Here is an 18,334-nt window from a genome sequence, read left to right on the forward strand (position 1 = left end):
GTTGTTTACAAACGTTGGTGGTTTGTAAAACCTCACCATGTTTCGCAGCGCTTGGGAAGGGGGTGCGGCTCCAGGGCGGTGCCCCGTCTCTGGACTTTCGGACAGTGCTCGCTACGCGAGGCAGCGGTAAACGGTCCGAACCCCGACGGCCCGGTGCAGCTGCTTCATCAACGAGCCGAAGAACTGGCTCCGGTAGGTCTCGTCGCTGACCGCGTAGACGGTGAAGTAGAGCCCGGAGAACGCGGCCAGGAACGTCGCGACCCGGACGAGCTCGTGGGTCAGCACCGGGAACCAGTCCACGAACGGGGTGGAGGGGTGACCGAGCCAGGACGTGATCACGTCGTCGTTGATCGCGACCGCTCCGAAGACGAGGAAGAAGGTGAACATCGCCAGGCTGAGCAGCAGCACCTGGAGCGCCTGGGAGATCAGCAGCGCGACCACCAGGTTCGCCTTCGCCAGCCCGGTGACCTGGGCCCGTTCCAGCAGGGTCCGGTCGTCGACCTCGGCCGCGCATCGGACCGCCTCGGTGTCCAGCGGCGTCCCGGCGCAGGCCGCCACCAGCAGCTCCCCGGTCATCACGTCGTCGACCTGGTCGAGCTCCTCGGGGAGCCGGACCAGCAGGAACGCCACCGCGACCGCCGCGAAGAGCAGCACCGCGACCCAGAGGACGCCGTCGTCCAGGGAGGACGCGACCTGCCAGACCTCGGTGTTGATGAACAGGAAGGTCACGAACAGCAGCAGCAACGGCAGCGCCTTGGTGACCAGCGGGATCAGCAGGCCGAGCGAGGAGAACGTGCGACCGATCGCCCAGCGGGCCACCGAGCCCGCGTGCAGGGACCGGAAGGCGTAGCCGACCAGCGGGATCCCGGCCGCCACCACCGCGGTCAGCACGCTGTTGCTGGCGTCCTGCCACCACCAGGCCGTGCCGACGGCGGTGGCCGCGGCGACGGCGGCCGCCACCGCGGCGAGGCCGAGCAGGCGGCGCCGGCTCAGCCGCTGGCGGACCGCCGTGCGGGTGTCGTCGACGAAGTAGGGGAGACCCCGGGAGACGAACCAGTGCTCGGCGGCCTCGCGGTGGACCGCCGTGGGGTCGGGGGTGATCGGCATTCGCGCACTCTATGCGCACCTCCGATGCGCCGATCCCTACCACCGAGATGGGAGGATGGCGCCGATGAGCCCCTCCGCCCGCATCCGCACCGTGGCCGTCCTCGCCCTGATCGGCGTGGTCGTGGCCGTGCTCGTGCTGCTCACCAGGCCGAAGTCCGATGATCCCGGGGAGCGCCCGGTCGTCGACTTCTACGCCGCGCCGGCCGAGCTGCCCAGCAAGCCCGGGACGCTGATCCGCTCCGAGGAAGCCTTCGGCGCCCTGCCCGACGACACCCGGGCGTGGCGGATCCTCTACACGACCACCCGGGACAAGGGCGAGCCCGCGGTCGCCAGTGCGCTGGTGATCGCGAAGTCCGGCGTGGAGGGCGAGCGGCCCGTCCTCGCCTGGGCGCACGGAACGACCGGGGTCGCTCAGGACTGCGCCCCGTCGGTGCAGATGGATCAGCTCACCTTCGGCGCGATCGCCGACCTCGACAACGTGGTGGAGCAGGGCTGGGTCGTGGTCGCCACCGACTACGTCGGCCTGGGCACCCGGGGACCCCACCCCTACCTGATCGGCCAGGGCGAAGGCCGGTCGGTGCTGGACTCGGTCCGGGCCGCCCGCCAGTTCTCCGAGGTGTCGCTGCAGTCGAAGACCGTCGTCTGGGGGCACTCCCAGGGCGGTCACGCCGCGCTCTGGGCGGGCATCCTCGCGCCGACGTACGCCAAGGACGTCGACGTAGTCGGCGTCGCCGGTATCGCACCGGCCACCAACCTCGGCGCACTGGCGCGCAACCTGGCGAGCGCACCGGGCGGGGTCGTCTTCGGCGCCTACCTGATCGCGTCGTACTCGGCCGCCTACCCGAGCCTGGACTTCGAGGACTACGTCCGGGTCGCGGCCCTCGAACCGCTCCGCGAGATGGCGGACCACTGCATCTCCGACACCCAGCCGCTGATCGACCTGGCGCAGTCACCCGCGCTGGCGAAGAACTACTACTCCCGGGACCCCGACTCCGGCTCGCTCGGCGCGCGCCTGGCGGAGAACAGCCCGACCGGGAAGATCGACGCGCCCGTGCTGATCGCCCAGGGCACCACCGACGCACTGGTGCTCCCGGCGACGCAGGACGCGTACGTCGCCCAGCGGTGCGCCTCCGGAAGCGGCGGCCCGCTCGACTACCGCACCTACAAGAAGCTGGGGCACGTCACGATCATCGCCCCGGAGTCACCGATGCTCTCCGATTTGCTCGCCTGGACAAAAGCCCGATTCGCAGGGAAGGCTGCTCCGAGCACCTGTCGTTGAGCCCCGGAGGAGTCACCGTGCGTCGTCTCACCCTCGTCCTCGCCGTCGCCCTGATCGCCGCACTCGCGGGGATCGGCGTCCAGGCCGCACCGGCGACCGCGGCGACGCTGCCCGACGACGACCCGTTCTACTCCTACACGGGGTCCGAGCCGCTGGGTTCGTTCGCCCCGGGGACGGTGCTCAAGCGTCGGGTGGTCACCCACCACTACGTCGGGCTGCCGACCCCGCTGAAGGTCACCCAGCTGCTCTACCGCACGACCGGTACGGCGGGGGAGCCGACCGTGACCGTGGCGACCGTGGTCCCGCCGGTGTTCAAGACGTTCCCGGAGCCGCGCCTGGTCTCCTACCAGTACGAGTACGACGCCCTGGGTCAGCAGTGCACGCCGTCGTACTTCTTCTCCGGCGGCTTCAACCTCTCCGGAGGCGCGACCGCGGGGGAGCAGAGCGCCCTGCTCGGCTACATCCTGAGCGGCTACACGGTGGTGGTGCCCGATTACGAGGGCACCCAGCGGCACTTCGCGGCCGGCCGCGAATCCGGGATGAACACGCTCGACGGCATCCGGGCCGCCCTCAACGACAAGTCCTACGGCCTCGACGCCACCACGAAGGCCGCGATGGTGGGCTACTCGGGCGGCTCGATCGCGACCGAGTGGGCCGCGGAGCTCGCGCCGTCGTACGCGCCGGACGTCAACCGCCGCCTGGTCGGTGCCGCCGCCGGCGGGGTGCCGACGGACCTGCCGCACAACCTCGAGTACGCCGACGGCTCGCTGCTCTGGGCGGGTGCGATCCCGCTCGGCCTGGTCGGCCTGGCCCGCGCCTACGACGTCGACCTGGACAAGTACGCCAGCGACTACGGCAAGAAGATCTTCGCCCGGGTCGCGGACCAGTGCATCGTCGACGTGCTCGGGGTCTACCCGGGCCTGACCTTCGCCAAGCTGATGAAGCCGCAGTACAGCAGCTTCGACAAGATCGCCGAGTTCGTCACGATCCGGAAGAAGCTGGTGATGGGCCAGGGGAATCCGCCGACGACGCCGCTGTTCCTGGCCTCGGCGAAGCTGGACCGGACCGGTGACGGGATCATCGTCACCGACGACGTGAAGAACCTGGCGCGGAGCTACTGCGCCCGCGGCGCCGCGGTGACGTACCACCAGTACACCGGCCTGGAGCACGTCGGCGGGTTCGCGGTCTTCATCCCGGACGCGCTGAACTGGATCAGCGCCCGGTTCCGGGGATCGCCGCAGCCGGGCGTCTGCGCGCGCCTGGGCTGATCAGCCGCGCAGCTCCGCCATCCACTGCTCGATCGCGTCCGCCTCGCGGGGGAGCGCGGCCGAGAGGTTGCGGTTGCCCTCGGCGGTGACCAGCACGTCGTCCTCGATCCGGATGCCGATCCCGCGGAGCTCCTCGGGGACCAGCAGGTCGTCCTCCTGGAAGTACAGCCCCGGCTCGACGGTGAGCACCATGCCCTCGGCCAGGTTCGCCTCGGTGTAGGCCTCGTTGCTCGCGGCAGCGCAGTCGTGCACGTCCAGACCGAGCATGTGGCTGGTGCTGTGCAGCGTCCAGCGGGCGTAGACCTTGCTGTCCGGGGCGAGCGCCTCCTCGGCGGAGCAGGGCAGCAGCTTGAGGTCGGCGAGCGCGTGCACCAGCACGTCCATCGCGGCGTGGTGCGGATCGCGGAAGTGGGCACCCGGCCGGACCGCGTCGATGCCGGCCTGCTGGGAGGCCAGCACGATCTCGTACAGCTCGCGCTGCAGCGGGGTGAACGTGCCGATGATCGGCAGCGTCCGGGTCACGTCGGCGGTGTAGAGCGACGACGCCTCGGCGCCCATGTCGAGGAGCATCAGCTCACCGGGGACCAGCGGGCCGGAGTTGTCGATCCAGTGCAGCGTGGTCGCGTGCCGGCCGCCGCCGACGATCGAGTCGTAGCCGATGTCGTTGCCCATCGCCCGGGCCCGGCGGAAGAAGGTCCCCTCGATCCAGCGCTCGCCGAACTCGAGCACCCGGTCCCACTCGCGGACGCTGTCCTCGAAGCCGAACGTGGTGATGTCGCAGGCGTGCTGAAGCTCGGCGACCTCCCAGTCGTCCTTGATCAGACGGAGCTCGGAGAGCACCCGGGCGAAGTCGTCGTCGCGACCGGGGTCGGCTCCGACGGCGGTGTCGACCCGGGGGTCCACGCCGCGCAGGACGCGGGTCTTGGCCTCGCCCTCCAACCGGGCGGCGAGCTCGTCGACGTGCCGGGTGGTGATCCCGAGGGATGCCGAGATCTCGTTCAGCGAGGGCCGGCGCCCGGCCCAGAGCTCGCCGTACTGGCGGTCCCGGAAGAACTCGTCGGTGTCCCGCGAGCTGCGCGGGCGGGCGTACAGGGTGGACTCGCCGTCCTCGATCACCAGCACCGCGTCGCTGGTCTGGTTGCCGGTCAGGTGGGTGTGCGCGGAGTCGGAGCGGAACCGGTAGTCGGTGTCGTTGGCGCGGGTCTTGAACACACCCGCCGGGATCACCAGCCGCTCGTCGGGGAACATCGCGGCCAGGCGGGCCCGCCGGCTCGCGGCCGGGTCGGCGACCGGGTGCGGGGGCAGGTCGAGCTCGCGCTCGCCCCAGCCGGTCCGCATGAACGCGGCGTACTTCTCGGGCACCGGCTGGTCGTGGTTCTCGGTGCGCGGAGCGTCGCTGCTGGGCTGGTCGTCGGCGGTGTTCTGCATCCCGCCACTGTACGACGACAAACAGGGACATCTCGCCTGACTTTGTCGCCGGAGCTCTGCCGATAGGCTTCCGCCCATGCGCAGCGCCCGGAGCAATATCGCCTTCACCGTGACCCTCGGTGCGGCGTTGCTCCTGGGTGCCGTCCTGATGGCCGTGATCCTGCTCGCCTCCGGGGCTCCGGACGCGGTCGCGATCGGCCTGGTGCTGGCCGCGATCCCGGTCGGTCCGGTGATCGGCTGCTACCTGTGGCTGGACCGCTACGAGCCCGAACCGCGCTCGCTGCTGCTGCTCGGCCTGGGCTGGGGCGCGTTCATCGCGACCAGCGCGGCGATCTTCCTGCAGGCCTTCGACGCGTTCGCGTTCGGCCCGGGCGAGGCGGTCGAGTCGGTCCTGGTGGCTCCGGTCACCGAGGAGGCCGCCAAGGGGCTCTTCATCCTGCTGCTCCTGCTCTACCGGCGCGCGGAGCTCGACGGCATCCTCGACGGGATCGTGTACGCCGGCATGGTCGGCGTCGGCTTCGCGTTCACCGAGAACATCCTCTACCTGAGCTCGGCCTACATCGGCGAGGACAACCAGCCGGGCGGCCTCGACAACGCGATCGCGCTCTTCGTGGTCCGCGGGATCGGCAGCCCGTTCGCGCACCCCTTCTTCACCGCGTTCGTCGGGATCGGAGTCGGTATCGCGGTCGGCAGCCGGTCGCGGCAGGTCCGGATCCTCGCGCCGACCCTCGGCTACCTGCTCGCGGTCGGGTCGCACGCCGCCTGGAACGGCTCGCTGCTGATCGACGGCGGCAGCGGTGCGATCGCGGCGTACCTGCTGCTGATGGTGCCGGCGTTCTTCGTGATGGTCGCGTTCGCGGTCTGGTCCCGGCGTCGCGAGGGGGTGCTGCTGGCCACCTCGCTGACCGACTGCGCCGGCCGCGGGTTCCTGGACGCGCGCGAGGTGCCGTGGCTGACCCGCATCCCCGCCCGCAAGGCCTGTCGGAAGCACGCGGCGCGGCACGGTGGTCCGGAGGCGCTGGCCGCGATGAAGAGCTACCAGGTGGAGGCGATCGAGCTCGGCTTCCTGCACCACCGCTTCCTGCGCGGCACGGCCCCCGCGCGCTACGAGGAATTAGGCCAGGCCCACGTCCAACGCATGTTCGCGCTTCGACCCCAGTTGGTCTGGCCCCAGGTTGCAGGAGCACTCCGATGAACGCCTCACCCTTGTCCGCCCAGGCAGCGGCCCAGATGCTGTCGACCCTGGTCCGGCTGCGCGAGGCGCTGGAGTCCGCCCGGCTGCCGCTGGAGATCCCGGACGTCGAGATCGCCCGCAAGGCCCGCGTGGAGATGCTCGACCAGCTCGAGGACTACATCCTGCCCCGGCTGATCCAGATCGACGCGCCGCTGCTGACCGTGGTCGGCGGCTCCACCGGCGCCGGCAAGTCGACCCTGGTCAACTCGCTCGTCGGCGCCCGGGTGACGCTGCCCGGCGTGCTCCGGCCGACCACCCGGTCGCCGGTGCTGGTCTTCAACCCGGCCGACGCGGAGTGGTTCGAGGAGGCGCGGATCCTGCCCGACCTCGAGCGCACCCTGGAGGCCTCGACCGACACCGGCCGGCTTCAGCTGGTCCGGTCCGAGGCGATCCCACCGGGGCTCGCGGTCCTGGACGCGCCGGACATCGATTCCGTGGAGGAGCAGAACCGGACCCTGGCCGCGCAGCTACTCGGCGCGGCCGACCTGTGGCTCTTCGTCACCTCCGCCGCCCGGTACGCCGACCAGGTCCCGTGGGAGTTCCTCAAGCAGGCGGCCGACCGCAGCGCCGCCGTCGCGATCGTGCTGGACCGGACCGCGCCGAGCGCGATCGAGGAGGTCAGCACGCACCTGGCCCGGATGCTCAGCGCGCGCGGGCTGCGGGACTCGCCGCTCTTCATCGTGCCGGAGGGGAAGGTCGACGAGGCCGGGCTGCTGCCCTCGACGACGGTCCGGGAGATCCGGGCCTGGCTGAGCTCGCTCGCGGCCGACGCGGGCGCGCGCCAGGCCGTCGTACGGACGACGCTGGAGGGGGCGATCCGGTCCCTGTCGACCCGGACCTACGCGGTCGCCGACGCCTGCCACGACCAGGTCGAGATCGCCGGGCGGCTGCGTCGCGACGCGGAGGCGTCGTACGAGGCCGCGCTGAACGAGATCGACCACGCCTGCGCCGACGGCACCCTGCTGCGCGGCGAGGTGCTCGCCCGCTGGCAGGAGTTCGTCGGCACCGGCGAGCTGCTCAAGACGCTGGAGTCGAAGGTGAGCTGGCTCCGCGACCGGGTCACCAACGCGGTCAAGGGTCAGCCGCAGCACGCCGAGCGGGTGACCGTGGCGGTCGAGTCCGGGCTGCAGACGCTGATCCTGGAGCACGCCGAGGCCGCCGCCGAGCGCACCGACGCGGCCTGGCGGATGATCGCGGCCGGCCGGGACCTGCTGGGTGCCACCGAGCAGGACCTCTCCCGGGCCTCCCGCGACCTGCGCCCGCGCGCCGAGACGGTGATCCGCGAGTGGCAGCAGGGCGTCCTCGACATGGTCCGCGACGAGGGGGCCGACAAGCGCTCCACCGCACGGTTCCTGGCGTACGGCGTCAACGGCCTCTCGGTCGCGCTGATGGTGACGGTCTTCGCCTCCACCGGTGGTGTCACCGGTGCCGAGGTCGGCATCGCCGGCGGCTCCGCGGTCCTCGGCCAGAAGATCCTGGAGGCCGTCTTCGGTGACCAGGCCGTACGCCGGCTGATCGAGCGGGCGCGCGAGGACCTGAACCTGCGGATGCTGCACCTGCTGGAGAGCGAGCGCCGCCGGTTCGGCGACCTGCTCGACGCGCTCGCGCTCTCCGCGACGGCCGAGGAGGAGCTGCGTGCCGGCGCCCGGCACATCGACGACATCCGCTTCGCGTCCCACCTCACCTGAGGTCGGTAGGCTGAGCGCATGACCTCCTTGCTTGAGGGTGCCAAGAAGTTGGTCACCCGCGGTACCGACATCGGCGTCCGCGTGAAGGGCCTCGATGCCGCTGTCGGTGCGGCTCGGGGTCGCCTCGACGACGCGCTGCTCGATCCCGCGGCCGAGGTGGTCACCCGGGCCAGCGAGCGGCTGCGGCTCTCCGCCGACCACACCGTGGTCGCGCTCGGCGGGGCGACGGGCTCGGGCAAGTCCTCCACCTTCAACGCCCTCGTCGGGCTGGACCTGGCCTCGGTCGGCGTCCGGCGTCCGACCACCTCGTGGGCGACCGCGTGCACCTGGGGTACCGACGGTGCCGGCGAGCTGCTGGAGTGGCTCGGCATCCCGCCGCGCCACCAGGTCGTCCGGGACTCGATGCTCGACACCGGCCGCGAGGCGAAGGACATGAACGGCCTGGTGCTGCTCGACATGCCCGACCACGACTCGACCGAGGTCTCGCACCACCTCGAGGTCGACCGCCTGGTCCGGCTCGCCGACCTGCTGATCTGGGTCCTGGATCCGCAGAAGTACGCCGACGCCGCCATCCATGACGGCTTCCTGCGGCCGCTGGCCGCCCACCAGGGCGTGATGATGGTCGTGCTCAACCACATCGACGAGGTGGCCGAGGACCGGCGCGACGGCATGGTCGCGGACCTGCGCCGGCTGCTCGACGCCGACGGCCTCCAGGGCATTACCCTGATCGCGGTCTCGGCGCGCGAGGGCATCGGCATCGACGAGCTGCGCCGGGCGATCACCAAGCGGGTCGCCGACAAGGCCGCCACCAAGGCCCGGATCTCGACCAACCTCACCGAGGTGACCGCCTCCCTGAGCGCGGTCAGCGGCACCGCGCCGGCTCCCCAGGTGACCGATCGCGACCAGGTGGAGGTCCGGGACGCGATCGCCGACGCGGCCGGGGTGCCGATCGTCGTGGACGCCGTCCAGCGCGCCAGCCTGATCCGGGCCCAGCGGGCGACCGGCTGGCCGGTCACCTCCTGGCTCTCCCGGTTGCGGCGCGACCCGCTGAAGAAGCTCAACCTGGACCTCGGCGCCTCCGGCAAGGACCTGCTCGCGAGCGCGCGGGTGGCGCTTCCGGACGCCAACCAGGTCCAGCACGCGCGGGTCGACTCCGCGGTGCGCCAGCTCTCCGACCGGCTGTCCGCCGACCTGAGCCGCCCGTGGGCGACGGCGGTACGGCGGGCCTCGACCTCGCGCCTCGCCGAGCTCGACGACCGGCTGGACCGGGCGGTCGGCTCGACCGACCTCGGCGTCAGCCGGATCCCGCTCTGGACCCGCGCCGTCCGCGGCATCCAGTGGTTGCTGCTGCTGGCCGCGGTCGCCGGCGGTCTCTGGCTGGTCGCGCTGGCGGCGGTCGACTTCCTCAAGCTGGACGTGCCCAGCCCGGAGCTCGCCGATATCCCGGTCCCGACCTTGCTGCTCGCCGGCGGTGTCGGACTCGGGCTGCTGCTTTCCGCGGCGTGCCACGCCCTGGTCTCGCGGAGCGCCAAGCGCCGCGCGCACCAGGCGGACGTCCGGCTGCGCAAGGCCGTCGACGAGGTGACCGAGGAGCTGGTCGTCGGACCGCTCCGGGTCGAGCTCGACGCCTACCGGACGACCGTCGAGGGGCTGAAGACCGCTCGCGGCTGAGTCCACAGGGCCCTCGGGCCCGAGGGTTGTGCACAGGCCTCCGGCGCCGAGCGGCACCGAGGTCGACGGTTCTCCAGGCTTGCTCCGACTACTAGTTGGAGGAGGACGAGATGAACGAGACCTACGTGACCTTGCAGGGATGGGTCGGCAACGAGGTGGACGTCCGGGACGTCGGCGACACCCAGTGCGCGTCGTTCCGGGTGGGCTGCACGCCGCGGTACCTCAAGGGCGGTGACTGGGTGGAGGGCCAGACCTCCTGGTACACGGTGAATTGCTGGCGCGGCCTCGGTCGCAACGTGGCCGACTCGGTCCGCAAGGGCGACGCGGTGGTGGTGCACGGCCGGGTCCGCGTCGACGTGTGGGAGCGCGAGGACCAGCAGGCGTCGGTGAGCTGGCTGGTGGACGCGACCTTCGTCGGCCACGACCTGAGCAAGGGCACCAGCGCGTTCGCCCGGTCGACCCGGGCTCCGGTGGCCGAGCAGGCCCTGGACGAGGGCGTCCGTGAGCTGGTGCACTCCTACGACCCGGTCGGTCCGCGGCTGGACTCGGACGGGAACGCCCTGCCTGATCCGGGGCGCGAACCCGCTGCGTGATCCGGGGCGCGCGGCCCGTAGGCTTCTCGGTTATGGGTGAGTACGTCTACACGTTGCGCAATGTCCGTAAGGCTCACGGCGACAAGGTGGTCCTCGACAACGTGACGTTGTCGTTCCTGCACGGCGCCAAGATCGGCGTGGTCGGCCCGAACGGCACCGGCAAGTCCACGCTGCTCAAGATCATGGCGGGGCTGGACAAGGCCAACAACGGCGACGCGCTGCTCGACCCGGGGGCGACGGTCGGCATGCTCCAGCAGGAGCCGCCGCTGACCGAGGGCAAGACCGTCCTGGAGAACGTCGAGGAGGCGGTCGGCGACGTCCTGGCCAAGATGAAGCGCCTCGAAGAGGCCTACATGGAGATGGGCGACCCGGACGCCGATCAGGACGCCCTGATGGCCGAGACCGGCGATCTGCAGACCGAGCTCGACAACATCAACGCCTGGGACCTGGAGAGCCGCCTCGACCAGGCCATGGACGCGCTGCGCTGCCCGCCGCCGGACGCGATCGTCGACAACCTGTCCGGTGGCGAGCGCCGCCGGGTGGCGCTCTGCAAGCTGCTCCTGCAGCAGCCGTCGCTGCTGCTGCTCGACGAGCCCACCAACCACCTGGACGCCGAGTCGGTGCAGTGGCTGGAGGGTCACCTGGCGTCGTACCCGGGGGCGGTCCTGGCCGTCACCCACGACCGGTACTTCCTCGACAACGTGGCCAGCTGGATCCTCGAGCTCGACCGGGGCCAGACCCACCCGTACGAGGGCAACTACACGACGTACCTGGAGACGAAGAAGGAACGCCTCAAGATCGAGGGGCAGAAGGACGCCAAGCGCGCCAAGATGCTCGAGCGCGAGCTCGACTGGGTCCGCTCCAACGCGAAGGCGCGCCAGACCAAGAGCAAGTCCCGGTTGGCGCGGTACGAGGAGATGGCGGCCGAGGCCGACCGGATGCGGAAGATCGACACCTCCGAGATCAACATCCCGGCCGGTCCGCGCCTGGGCGACGTGGTCCTGGAGTCCGACAAGCTCACCAAGGGCTTCGAGGGCCGGATCCTGATCGACGACCTGTCGTTCTCGCTGCCGAAGGCCGGCATCGTCGGCGTCATCGGCCCCAACGGCGTCGGCAAGACGACCCTCTTCCGGATGATCGTCGGGCAGGAGCAGCCGGACTCGGGCTCGCTCACCGTCGGGCAGACCGTCAAGATCTCCTACGTCGACCAGAGCCGGGGCGGCATCGACCCGAACAAGAACGTCTGGGAGGTCGTCTCGGACGGCCTGGACTTCATCAAGGTCGCCAACTTCGAGATGAACTCGCGCGCCTACGTCGCGTCGTTCGGCTTCAAGGGGCCCGACCAGCAGAAGAAGGCGGGGGTGCTCTCCGGTGGTGAGCGGAACCGCCTCAACCTGGCGCTGACCCTGAAGATGGGCGGCAACATGCTGCTCCTCGACGAGCCCACCAACGACCTGGACGTCGAGACGCTCTCCTCGCTGGAGGACGCGCTGCTGGAGTTCCCCGGCTGCGCCGTGATCACCTCGCACGACCGGTGGTTCCTGGACCGTACGGCGACGCACATCCTGGCGTGGGAGGGCACCGAGGACGAGCCGGGCAACTGGTTCTGGTTCGAGGGCAACTTCGCGTCGTACGAGGAGAACAAGATCGAGCGCCTCGGCGTCGAGGCGGCCCGGCCGCACCGGGTCACCCACCGGCGGCTGACCCGCGACTAGGGCTCAGTGCTCGCGGATGTCCTCGAACTTCGGGTTCTCCTCGAGCAGCTGATCGCTGACCGCGTTCATCACCCGGCCGAGGGCGGCGAAGTCGTCCTTGTCGGCCAGGTCGACGAAGTGCGCCCGGACGCCGGCGACATGGGTGTGCGCGGCGGCCTGGAGCAGCTCCCAGCCGGCCGCGGTCATCACCGCGTCGACGCCGCGCTTGTCACCCTCGGCGGCCTCGCGACGGATCAGCCCGGCCTTCTCCATCCGGCTCACCGTGTGCGTCACCCGGCTCCGCGAGTGCTGCATCGACTCGGCGATCTGCGCCATCCGCAGCGTCTTGTCCGGGCGTTCCGAGAGCCGGACCAGGATCTCGTACTCGGCCATCGAGATGCCGTGCTCGGTGCGCATCTCCCGATCCAGGGTGTCCATCAGCAGGGTCGAGCCGACCAGGTAGGCACGCCAGTCGTTCTGCTGGTCGGGATCCAGCCAACGTGTTTCTGATCCGGTCATGGGCGGGAGTCTAAGCCTGACGAGCCCCGGGAATATCTCGCCGCGCCAGTAGTTGAACTTTGTACGACCTGATGCTAAGGTCGTTCAAGAGTTGAAAGTTCAACTAACCAGGATCTCAGGAAGAGGCACTCACATGACCAGCACCGCTCCCAGCACCGACGTCGTCGCCGGCGTCTGGACCATCGACCCCAGCCACTCCGAGGTCGGCTTCACCGTTCGTCACCTGATGAGCAAGGTCCGCGGCCAGTTCGAGAAGTTCGAGGGCAAGCTCACCACCGGCACCACCCTGGCGGAGACCGCCGCCGAGGCGACCATCGACCTGAACTCGATCAACACCCGCGACGAGCAGCGCGACGGCCACCTGCGCTCGGGCGACTTCTTCGACACCGAGAACACCGGCCCGATGACGTTCTCGTCGCTCTCCTTCGACGGCGCGACCGCCAAGGGCACCCTCACCATCAAGGGCGTCGCCCGTGAGGTCGACCTGGACGTCGAGTTCCTCGGCATCGACAAGGACCCGTGGGGCGGCACCCGGATCGGTTTCGAGGCGACCACCGAGATCAGCCGCAAGGACTTCGGCGTCGACTTCAACATCCCGCTCGACGGCGGCAAGCTCCTGATCGGCGACGCGGTGAAGATCCACCTCGCCGTGGAGGCCGTGCTCGAGGCCCCGCAGGCCTGAGCCCAAGCGAAAGCGCCCCGGACCCACTGGGTCCGGGGCGCTTCGTCGTTGGATCAGACGCGCTCGAGGATCATCGCCATGCCCTGGCCGCCACCCACGCACATGGTGATCAGGCCGGTGGACTTGTCGTGCCACTCCAGCGAGTTGAGCATGGTGTTCTGCAGCCGGGCGCCGGTCATGCCGAACGGGTGGCCGACCGCGATCGCGCCGCCGTTGACGTTGAGCCGGTCGATGTCGATGCCCAGGTCCTGGTACGACGGCACGACCTGCGCGGCGAACGCCTCGTTGATCTCGACCAGGTCGATGTCGCCGATGGACATGTTCGCGTGCTTCAGCGCCTGCTTGGTCGCCTCGACCGGGCCCAGGCCCATGATCTCGGGGGAGAGGCCGGTGACGCCGGTGGAGACGATCCGCGCGAGCGGGGTCAGGCCGAGCTCCTTGGCCTTCGTGTCGGACATCACGATCACCGCGGCGGCGCCGTCGTTCAGGGCGCAGCAGTTGCCCGCGGTGACCACGCCGTCGGGGCGGAAGACCGGGTCCAGGCCGGCGATCGCGTCGTAGGTGACGCCCGCGCGCGGGCCGTCGTCGGCCGTGACGACGGTGCCGTCGGCCAGGGTCACCGGGGTGATCTCACGGGCCCAGAAGCCGTCCGCGATCGCCTTCTCGGCGAGGTTCTGGCTGCGCACCGCGAACTCGTCGAGCTCCTGGCGCTTCAGGCCGCGCAGGCGGGCGACGTTCTCCGCGGTCTGGCCCATCGCGATGTAGATGTCCGGGACCAGGCCGTCTTCGCGCGGGTCGTGCCAGTCCTGGCCGCCCTTGGCGTACTCCTCGGTGCGCTGCTGGGCGTCGGCGAAGATCGGGTTCTTGGTGTTCGGGAGGTGGTCCGAGGTGCCGAACTGGAAGCGGGACACGGTCTCGACGCCGGCCGAGATGAAGACGTCGCCCTCGCCGGCCTTGATCGCGTGGAACGCCATCCGGGAGGTCTGCACCGAGGAGGAGCAGTACCGGGTGATCGTGGTGCCGGGGATCTCGTAGCCGAGCAGCGTCGAGACGATCCGGCCCATGTTGTTGCCGGCCTCGCCGCCCGGGAGACCGCAGCCGAGGATCAGGTCGTTGATCGTGCTCGGGTCGAGCCCGGGGATCTTGTCCAGGGCCGCCTTGATGATCAGGGCGCTGAGGTCGTCGGGACGGAACTCCTTGAGCGAGCCCTTGTTCGCGCGGCCGATGGGGGTCCTGGCTGCGGAAACGATCACTGCCTCGGGCATGGGTGGTTCTCCGATCATCGTCTGTGAGGTGGACAACTCTGCGGCTGTCCTCCGTCATCTTAGAACCAGTTCTGATGGTTGGATCTGGGGTGTGCGTCACACCTACGAGTGCCCGCTGCGCTGGGCCGACATGGACCTGCTCGGCCACATCAACAACGTCGCCTACGTGGACTACCTCCAGGAGGCCCGGATCGCGATGCTGGCCGAGGTGCGGAAGATCGTCGGTAGCCGTCCGGAGGAGGGCGTCGTCGTGGTGCGGCACGAGCTCGACTTCGCGGCGCCGCTGAAGTACCGCAAGCGCCCGGTGCTGATCGATACCTGGGTCAGCGAGGTGCGCGCGGGCTCGTTCACGACGGCGTACGAGATCTACGACGAGACTCCCGAGGGGCGGGTCGTCTACCTGCGGGCGTGGTCCCGGCTGGCGCCGATGTCGCTGGCGACCGGAGCGCCGCGGCGACTCGGTGCCGAGGAGCGTGATGCCCTGGCGGCGTACGTCGAGCCGGCCGAGCCCCGGACGGCGCTCACCGCGGAGGGCCGGTCGCAGCACGTCTACCCGGTGCACGTCCGCTGGTCCGACCTGGACACCTACCACCACGTGAACAACGTGAAGTTCATCGAGTACTTCCAGGAGTCCCGGATCGCCTACACCCGGTCGTTCCACCAGGAGGGCGACGTCTTCGGTGCGTTCGTGGTGGCCCGGATCGACGTCGACTTCCTCCGCCCGATCACCTACCGGGCGGAACCGTACGAGGCGCACAACTGGATCAGCAAGGTCGGCAGGACCTCGGCGGTGTTCGCCAGCGAGATCCGGGACGGCGACGCCGTGCTGGCGAGGAGCCAGGTGGTCGCGGTCGGGTTCGACCCCGACACCCAGCGCTCAGCTCCGCTGCCGCCGGACCACCACGGGCGGCTGCTCGAGCAGCTCGCGCTCTCCGGCCTCGGCTAGGGCTCAGCCCTCGGGCGTGTTCACCATGAACTGCGCCGCGTGCGTCACGTAGTCCCAGAACTGGGCGTCCTGCTCAGGGGTCAGGTCGACGCTGTCCAGGCCGGCGCGGAAGTGCTTCAACCACAGCCCGGCCGCGGCCGGGGTGACCTCGAACGGCGCGTGCCGCATCCGCAGCCGCGGGTGCCCGCGGGTCTCGGAGTACGTCGTCGGCCCGCCCCAGTACTGCGCCAGGAACAACCGGAAGCGCTCCTCGGCAGGACCGAGGTCCTCCTCGGGGTACATCGGTCGCAGGGCCTCGTCGGCGGCAACACCTTCGTAGAAGCGGTGCACGATCGCGGTGATCGTCTCCATCCCGCCGATCTCGTCATAGAACGTTGCCATGGGTCCATTGTGCCGAGCCGGGTTCAACGCAGGTCAGCCAGGTACCGCTCCGCCGCCACCGCGTCGCGACGACGGGCCTCCCAGGTGATCCCGACGAGCAGCAGCGCCACGCCGACCGAGCCCAGCGAGATCCACCGGGGGAGCGCCGCGGCCTCGGGGCCGAGGTGGCGGACCGCCAGGATCCCCACGACCGCCGCGCCGGCCAGGAACGGAGCTCCCCAGCGCTGCCGGATACCGACGGCGAGCGCGGCCACTCCGGCAGCGGCGACGAGCGCGCCCCGGACCGAGACCGGGTCCTCCAGGGTGAGCAGCAGGCTCGGCACCAGGCCGACGGTCAGTCCGCTGCCGAGGGCGCGCCAGCTGCTCACCGGCTCGTCGCGAAGCAGCCTCCAGACGCCGGCGGTGACGAGGACGGCGGCGGCCGGGACGGCGTACAACTCGGGCGCGACTGCGCCGTCGGCGAGCCGGTACAGGGTCGCGACCGCGAGCAGCGCCGCGGCCAGCCAGGAGAGCCGGTCCCGGTCGCGGTTCAGGATCGAGACCAGGGCGACGGCCGAACCGGTGACGCTCAGCGTCAGGGCGACGACGACGTCGGAGTTCGCGAAGAACGGTGCGGTGAGCGCGCAGAGCAGTGCGGTGAGCTCCAGGGTGACCCGGGTGGCCGGGGTCCGGCCGATCGGGGCCGCGGCGAGGCCGACGGCGGCCATCAGCAGCGCCAGGGTGAGGGCGGCGGTGTCACCGGTCGCGTGCGCCAGGTAGGGCCAGTGCGTGGCCGCGAAGCCGGCCAGGACGACGGCCGCACCGGCCAGGAACGGCTCCAGGACGCCGTCGAGGCGATCGGCGCGGGTCCGGGTCGCGGCTGCGGAGAGGACTCCGGCAACCAGGGTGGCGAACAGGCCGACCAGGAGGTGCGAGGGCACCGCGAGCCTGATTCCGACGGCGACCAGGTAGGCGGTGACGACGAGGCCGCCGACCAGAGCGACCGGTGTGTTCCGGCCGGCGACGGCGAGGGCGGCCGCGACCGCGGTGAGGGCGGCCCAGGTGAGCACCGCCGGGAGCAGCGTCGGGCCCTGCTCCAGGACGGCGGTGACCAGGCCGAGCGCGACCACTGCCGGGGCGCCGACCAGCCACGCGGTCCGGGCCTCGGCTCGGGCCGCCTCGGGAAGGTGCCGGATCAGGCTCAGCGCGGTCAGGACGGCGACCGTCGCGATCAGCGGGGCGGTCCAGGACGCCACCTCCCAGGTCGTCCGCGGCAGCTGCTCGCCCAGGTTCAGTGCGAAAGCGGGACCGGTGGTCGGGAGCTGCAGGAGAACGTCGAGGGGGCGGCTCGCGGTGAGGAGGCCGGCGGTCAGGCCGGCACCGAGGGTCATCGCCGCGGCGGGCCGTGCCCAGACCCGCGGTGCGATCGCCGCCACCCCGGCCAGGCTCAGGGCCACGCCGGAGAGCAGCATCGTCTGGGGATCGGCGTCCAGGGTCCCACCGAGCGTGAAGGCGACCAGGCTGAGCAGAGCGGCGGACGCGGCGACGTACCGGACGGGTTCCGGGATCCGCCGCACGGCAGTCGGTGCGGCGGCCCAGGGAGCGGCCCAGAGTGCGGCGACCAGGAGCGGCCACCCGCGGAGGTGCTGCCACCAGTCGGCGGCGTCGATCCCGGTCCGGTCGAGGCCCTGGCCGACCAGGATCGCCCAGCTCAGGACGCCGATCGTGCCGACCGCATAGCCGAGCGGACGCAACCGGCCGGCGAACGAGCCCCCGAGCAGGACTGCCGTGCCGAGCAGCAGCGGCACGGTGATCGCGGTCGCCACCTCGGCCCGGTCGGCGGCCCAGGCCTCGGTAGCGGTCAGCAGCAGGGCGCCGAGGCCGGCGCCGAGGACCGGTCCGCTCAGTCGGCGGGTGGCGGTCGTGGTGGCCCACGCGGCGACGGCGGTCGATCCGAGCAGCAGGATCCCGCCGAGCAGGGCGGCCACGTGCCGAGGAGCGAGGTCGTCGATCAGGCCGGCCCAGCGGGCGGCGACGACGTCGATCGCGACGAGAGCCCCGGTCAGCAGCCACAGCGTCTCCGCGCCGCCGCGCAGCCCGCGCCGGGTCAGGGCCACCGCGATGCCGCCGACCAGCAGGGTGATCGCGGTCATCACGAGGGTCCGGCCGCCGAGGCCGAGGTCGCTCCAGCTCACCGCGACGAAGACCGCGGCCGCGACCAGCAGGCAGAGCCCGCCGACGGCGAGCAGGACCACCTGGGCCGAGAACGTCGAGACCCGCGGGGGAGCGGCCGACGGCTGGGTCGACGACGCGCGCGGCGGGGCGGCGGGGAGGTCGAGGGTCCTGATCGGTGGCGCCGGTGCTGCCGGCGCTGCCGCTAACGCCGGTGCGAGACGGAGCCTCTCGATCAGCCGGTCGGCGCTGATCAGGTGCTGCCAGAGCGCCGAGGCGTCCGGTCCGATGAGGGCGAGGCCGCATCCGGTGCAGACCGACGAGGGGTCCAGCAGCGAGCGGCAGTCCGGGCAGGCGAGGGGATCGAGGAGCTTGCTCATGCCCTCATCGTCGGCCGCGGCCGGCCGTGGAGCATCCGCGCCGGCACT

General features: G+C 71.1%; 15 protein-coding genes. 9 read left to right on the forward strand and 6 right to left on the reverse strand.

All coding sequences use genetic code 11. The features are described from left to right. Window positions 1-111: 111 nt before the first annotated feature. Window positions 112-1,107 carry a hypothetical protein gene (locus EFK50_RS15830; RefSeq protein ID WP_123228461.1) on the reverse strand — a complete coding sequence of 332 codons (996 nt, stop codon included), beginning with the start codon at window positions 1,105-1,107 and terminating at the stop codon, window positions 112-114. A 64-nt stretch (window positions 1,108-1,171) separates the two neighbouring features. Between EFK50_RS15830 and EFK50_RS15835 the strand changes: the two genes are divergently transcribed. Continuing rightward, window positions 1,172-2,386 (forward strand): lipase family protein, encoded by a 1,215-nt coding sequence (locus EFK50_RS15835; protein ID WP_183407855.1) that lies wholly within the window; start codon window positions 1,172-1,174, stop codon window positions 2,384-2,386. 17 nt (window positions 2,387-2,403) lie between these two features. Beyond that, the gene (locus tag EFK50_RS15840) at window positions 2,404-3,654 is read left to right on the forward strand and encodes a lipase family protein (RefSeq protein ID WP_183407856.1); all 1,251 of its coding nucleotides are present in this window, start codon (window positions 2,404-2,406) and stop codon (window positions 3,652-3,654) included. Here EFK50_RS15840 and EFK50_RS15845 read toward each other — a convergent pair whose 3' ends face one another. Continuing rightward, window positions 3,655-5,082 (reverse strand): aminopeptidase P family protein, encoded by a 1,428-nt coding sequence (locus tag EFK50_RS15845; RefSeq protein WP_123228464.1) that lies wholly within the window; start codon window positions 5,080-5,082, stop codon window positions 3,655-3,657. A gap of 76 nt (window positions 5,083-5,158) precedes the next feature. Between EFK50_RS15845 and EFK50_RS15850 the strand changes: the two genes are divergently transcribed. From EFK50_RS15850 to ettA, 5 genes are all read left to right on the forward strand, one after another. After that, window positions 5,159-6,277, forward strand: coding sequence for a PrsW family intramembrane metalloprotease (locus EFK50_RS15850; RefSeq protein ID WP_123228465.1), 1,119 nt, complete (start codon window positions 5,159-5,161; stop codon window positions 6,275-6,277). Continuing rightward, window positions 6,274-8,004, forward strand: coding sequence for a dynamin family protein (locus EFK50_RS15855; RefSeq protein WP_246004173.1), 1,731 nt, complete (start codon window positions 6,274-6,276; stop codon window positions 8,002-8,004). Before EFK50_RS15850 ends, EFK50_RS15855 begins: the two co-directional genes overlap by 4 nt. A gap of 18 nt (window positions 8,005-8,022) precedes the next feature. Then, window positions 8,023-9,675, forward strand: coding sequence for a GTPase (locus tag EFK50_RS15860; RefSeq protein ID WP_123228467.1), 1,653 nt, complete (start codon window positions 8,023-8,025; stop codon window positions 9,673-9,675). 110 nt (window positions 9,676-9,785) lie between these two features. Then, window positions 9,786-10,268 (forward strand): single-stranded DNA-binding protein, encoded by a 483-nt coding sequence (locus tag EFK50_RS15865; RefSeq protein WP_123228468.1) that lies wholly within the window; start codon window positions 9,786-9,788, stop codon window positions 10,266-10,268. A gap of 32 nt (window positions 10,269-10,300) precedes the next feature. Then, on the forward strand, window positions 10,301-11,983 hold the full coding sequence (ettA, locus tag EFK50_RS15870) for an energy-dependent translational throttle protein EttA (protein WP_123228469.1): 1,683 nt from the start codon (window positions 10,301-10,303) through the stop codon (window positions 11,981-11,983). 3 nt (window positions 11,984-11,986) lie between these two features. On the opposite strand, the gene EFK50_RS15875 is transcribed toward ettA, so the two are convergent. After that, a complete protein-coding gene (locus tag EFK50_RS15875) occupies window positions 11,987-12,481 on the reverse strand; it encodes a MarR family winged helix-turn-helix transcriptional regulator (RefSeq protein WP_123228470.1) in 495 nt (164 codons plus the stop codon). A gap of 133 nt (window positions 12,482-12,614) precedes the next feature. On the opposite strand from EFK50_RS15875, the gene EFK50_RS15880 reads away from it, so the two are divergent. Then, a complete protein-coding gene (locus EFK50_RS15880; protein ID WP_123228471.1) occupies window positions 12,615-13,163 on the forward strand; it encodes a YceI family protein in 549 nt (182 codons plus the stop codon). A 53-nt stretch (window positions 13,164-13,216) separates the two neighbouring features. Here EFK50_RS15880 and EFK50_RS15885 read toward each other — a convergent pair whose 3' ends face one another. After that, window positions 13,217-14,428 carry an acetyl-CoA C-acetyltransferase gene (locus EFK50_RS15885; RefSeq protein WP_123228472.1) on the reverse strand — a complete coding sequence of 404 codons (1,212 nt, stop codon included), beginning with the start codon at window positions 14,426-14,428 and terminating at the stop codon, window positions 13,217-13,219. Window positions 14,429-14,519: 91 nt separating this feature from the next. Between EFK50_RS15885 and EFK50_RS15890 the strand changes: the two genes are divergently transcribed. Further along, window positions 14,520-15,374, forward strand: coding sequence for an acyl-CoA thioesterase (locus tag EFK50_RS15890; protein ID WP_123228473.1), 855 nt, complete (start codon window positions 14,520-14,522; stop codon window positions 15,372-15,374). A 3-nt stretch (window positions 15,375-15,377) separates the two neighbouring features. Here the strand turns inward: EFK50_RS15890 and EFK50_RS15895 are convergent, their stop codons facing one another. Then, window positions 15,378-15,755 carry a globin gene (locus tag EFK50_RS15895; RefSeq protein ID WP_123228474.1) on the reverse strand — a complete coding sequence of 126 codons (378 nt, stop codon included), beginning with the start codon at window positions 15,753-15,755 and terminating at the stop codon, window positions 15,378-15,380. A 23-nt stretch (window positions 15,756-15,778) separates the two neighbouring features. Next, window positions 15,779-18,286 (reverse strand): SCO7613 C-terminal domain-containing membrane protein, encoded by a 2,508-nt coding sequence (locus tag EFK50_RS15900; protein ID WP_123228475.1) that lies wholly within the window; start codon window positions 18,284-18,286, stop codon window positions 15,779-15,781. Between the last annotated feature and the right edge of the window lie 48 nt (window positions 18,287-18,334).

The organism is Nocardioides marmoriginsengisoli (assembly GCF_003725695.1).
In the GTDB taxonomy this organism is placed as follows: domain Bacteria; phylum Actinomycetota; class Actinomycetes; order Propionibacteriales; family Nocardioidaceae; genus Marmoricola; species Marmoricola marmoriginsengisoli.

Coding starts and splice junctions, on each gene's coding strand:
- EFK50_RS15895 (WP_123228474.1), bottom strand. CDS start 15,755: ATGGCAACGTTCTATGACGAGATCGGCGGGATGGAGACGATCACCGCG.
- EFK50_RS15845 (WP_123228464.1), bottom strand. CDS start 5,082: ATGCAGAACACCGCCGACGACCAGCCCAGCAGCGACGCTCCGCGCACC.
- EFK50_RS15865 (WP_123228468.1), top strand. CDS start 9,786: ATGAACGAGACCTACGTGACCTTGCAGGGATGGGTCGGCAACGAGGTG.
- EFK50_RS15850 (WP_123228465.1), top strand. CDS start 5,159: ATGCGCAGCGCCCGGAGCAATATCGCCTTCACCGTGACCCTCGGTGCG.
- EFK50_RS15860 (WP_123228467.1), top strand. CDS start 8,023: ATGACCTCCTTGCTTGAGGGTGCCAAGAAGTTGGTCACCCGCGGTACC.
- EFK50_RS15875 (WP_123228470.1), bottom strand. CDS start 12,481: ATGACCGGATCAGAAACACGTTGGCTGGATCCCGACCAGCAGAACGAC.
- EFK50_RS15835 (WP_183407855.1), top strand. CDS start 1,172: ATGAGCCCCTCCGCCCGCATCCGCACCGTGGCCGTCCTCGCCCTGATC.
- EFK50_RS15830 (WP_123228461.1), bottom strand. CDS start 1,107: ATGCCGATCACCCCCGACCCCACGGCGGTCCACCGCGAGGCCGCCGAG.
- EFK50_RS15885 (WP_123228472.1), bottom strand. CDS start 14,428: ATGCCCGAGGCAGTGATCGTTTCCGCAGCCAGGACCCCCATCGGCCGC.
- EFK50_RS15880 (WP_123228471.1), top strand. CDS start 12,615: ATGACCAGCACCGCTCCCAGCACCGACGTCGTCGCCGGCGTCTGGACC.
- EFK50_RS15855 (WP_246004173.1), top strand. CDS start 6,274: ATGAACGCCTCACCCTTGTCCGCCCAGGCAGCGGCCCAGATGCTGTCG.
- ettA (WP_123228469.1), top strand. CDS start 10,301: ATGGGTGAGTACGTCTACACGTTGCGCAATGTCCGTAAGGCTCACGGC.
- EFK50_RS15900 (WP_123228475.1), bottom strand. CDS start 18,286: ATGAGCAAGCTCCTCGATCCCCTCGCCTGCCCGGACTGCCGCTCGCTG.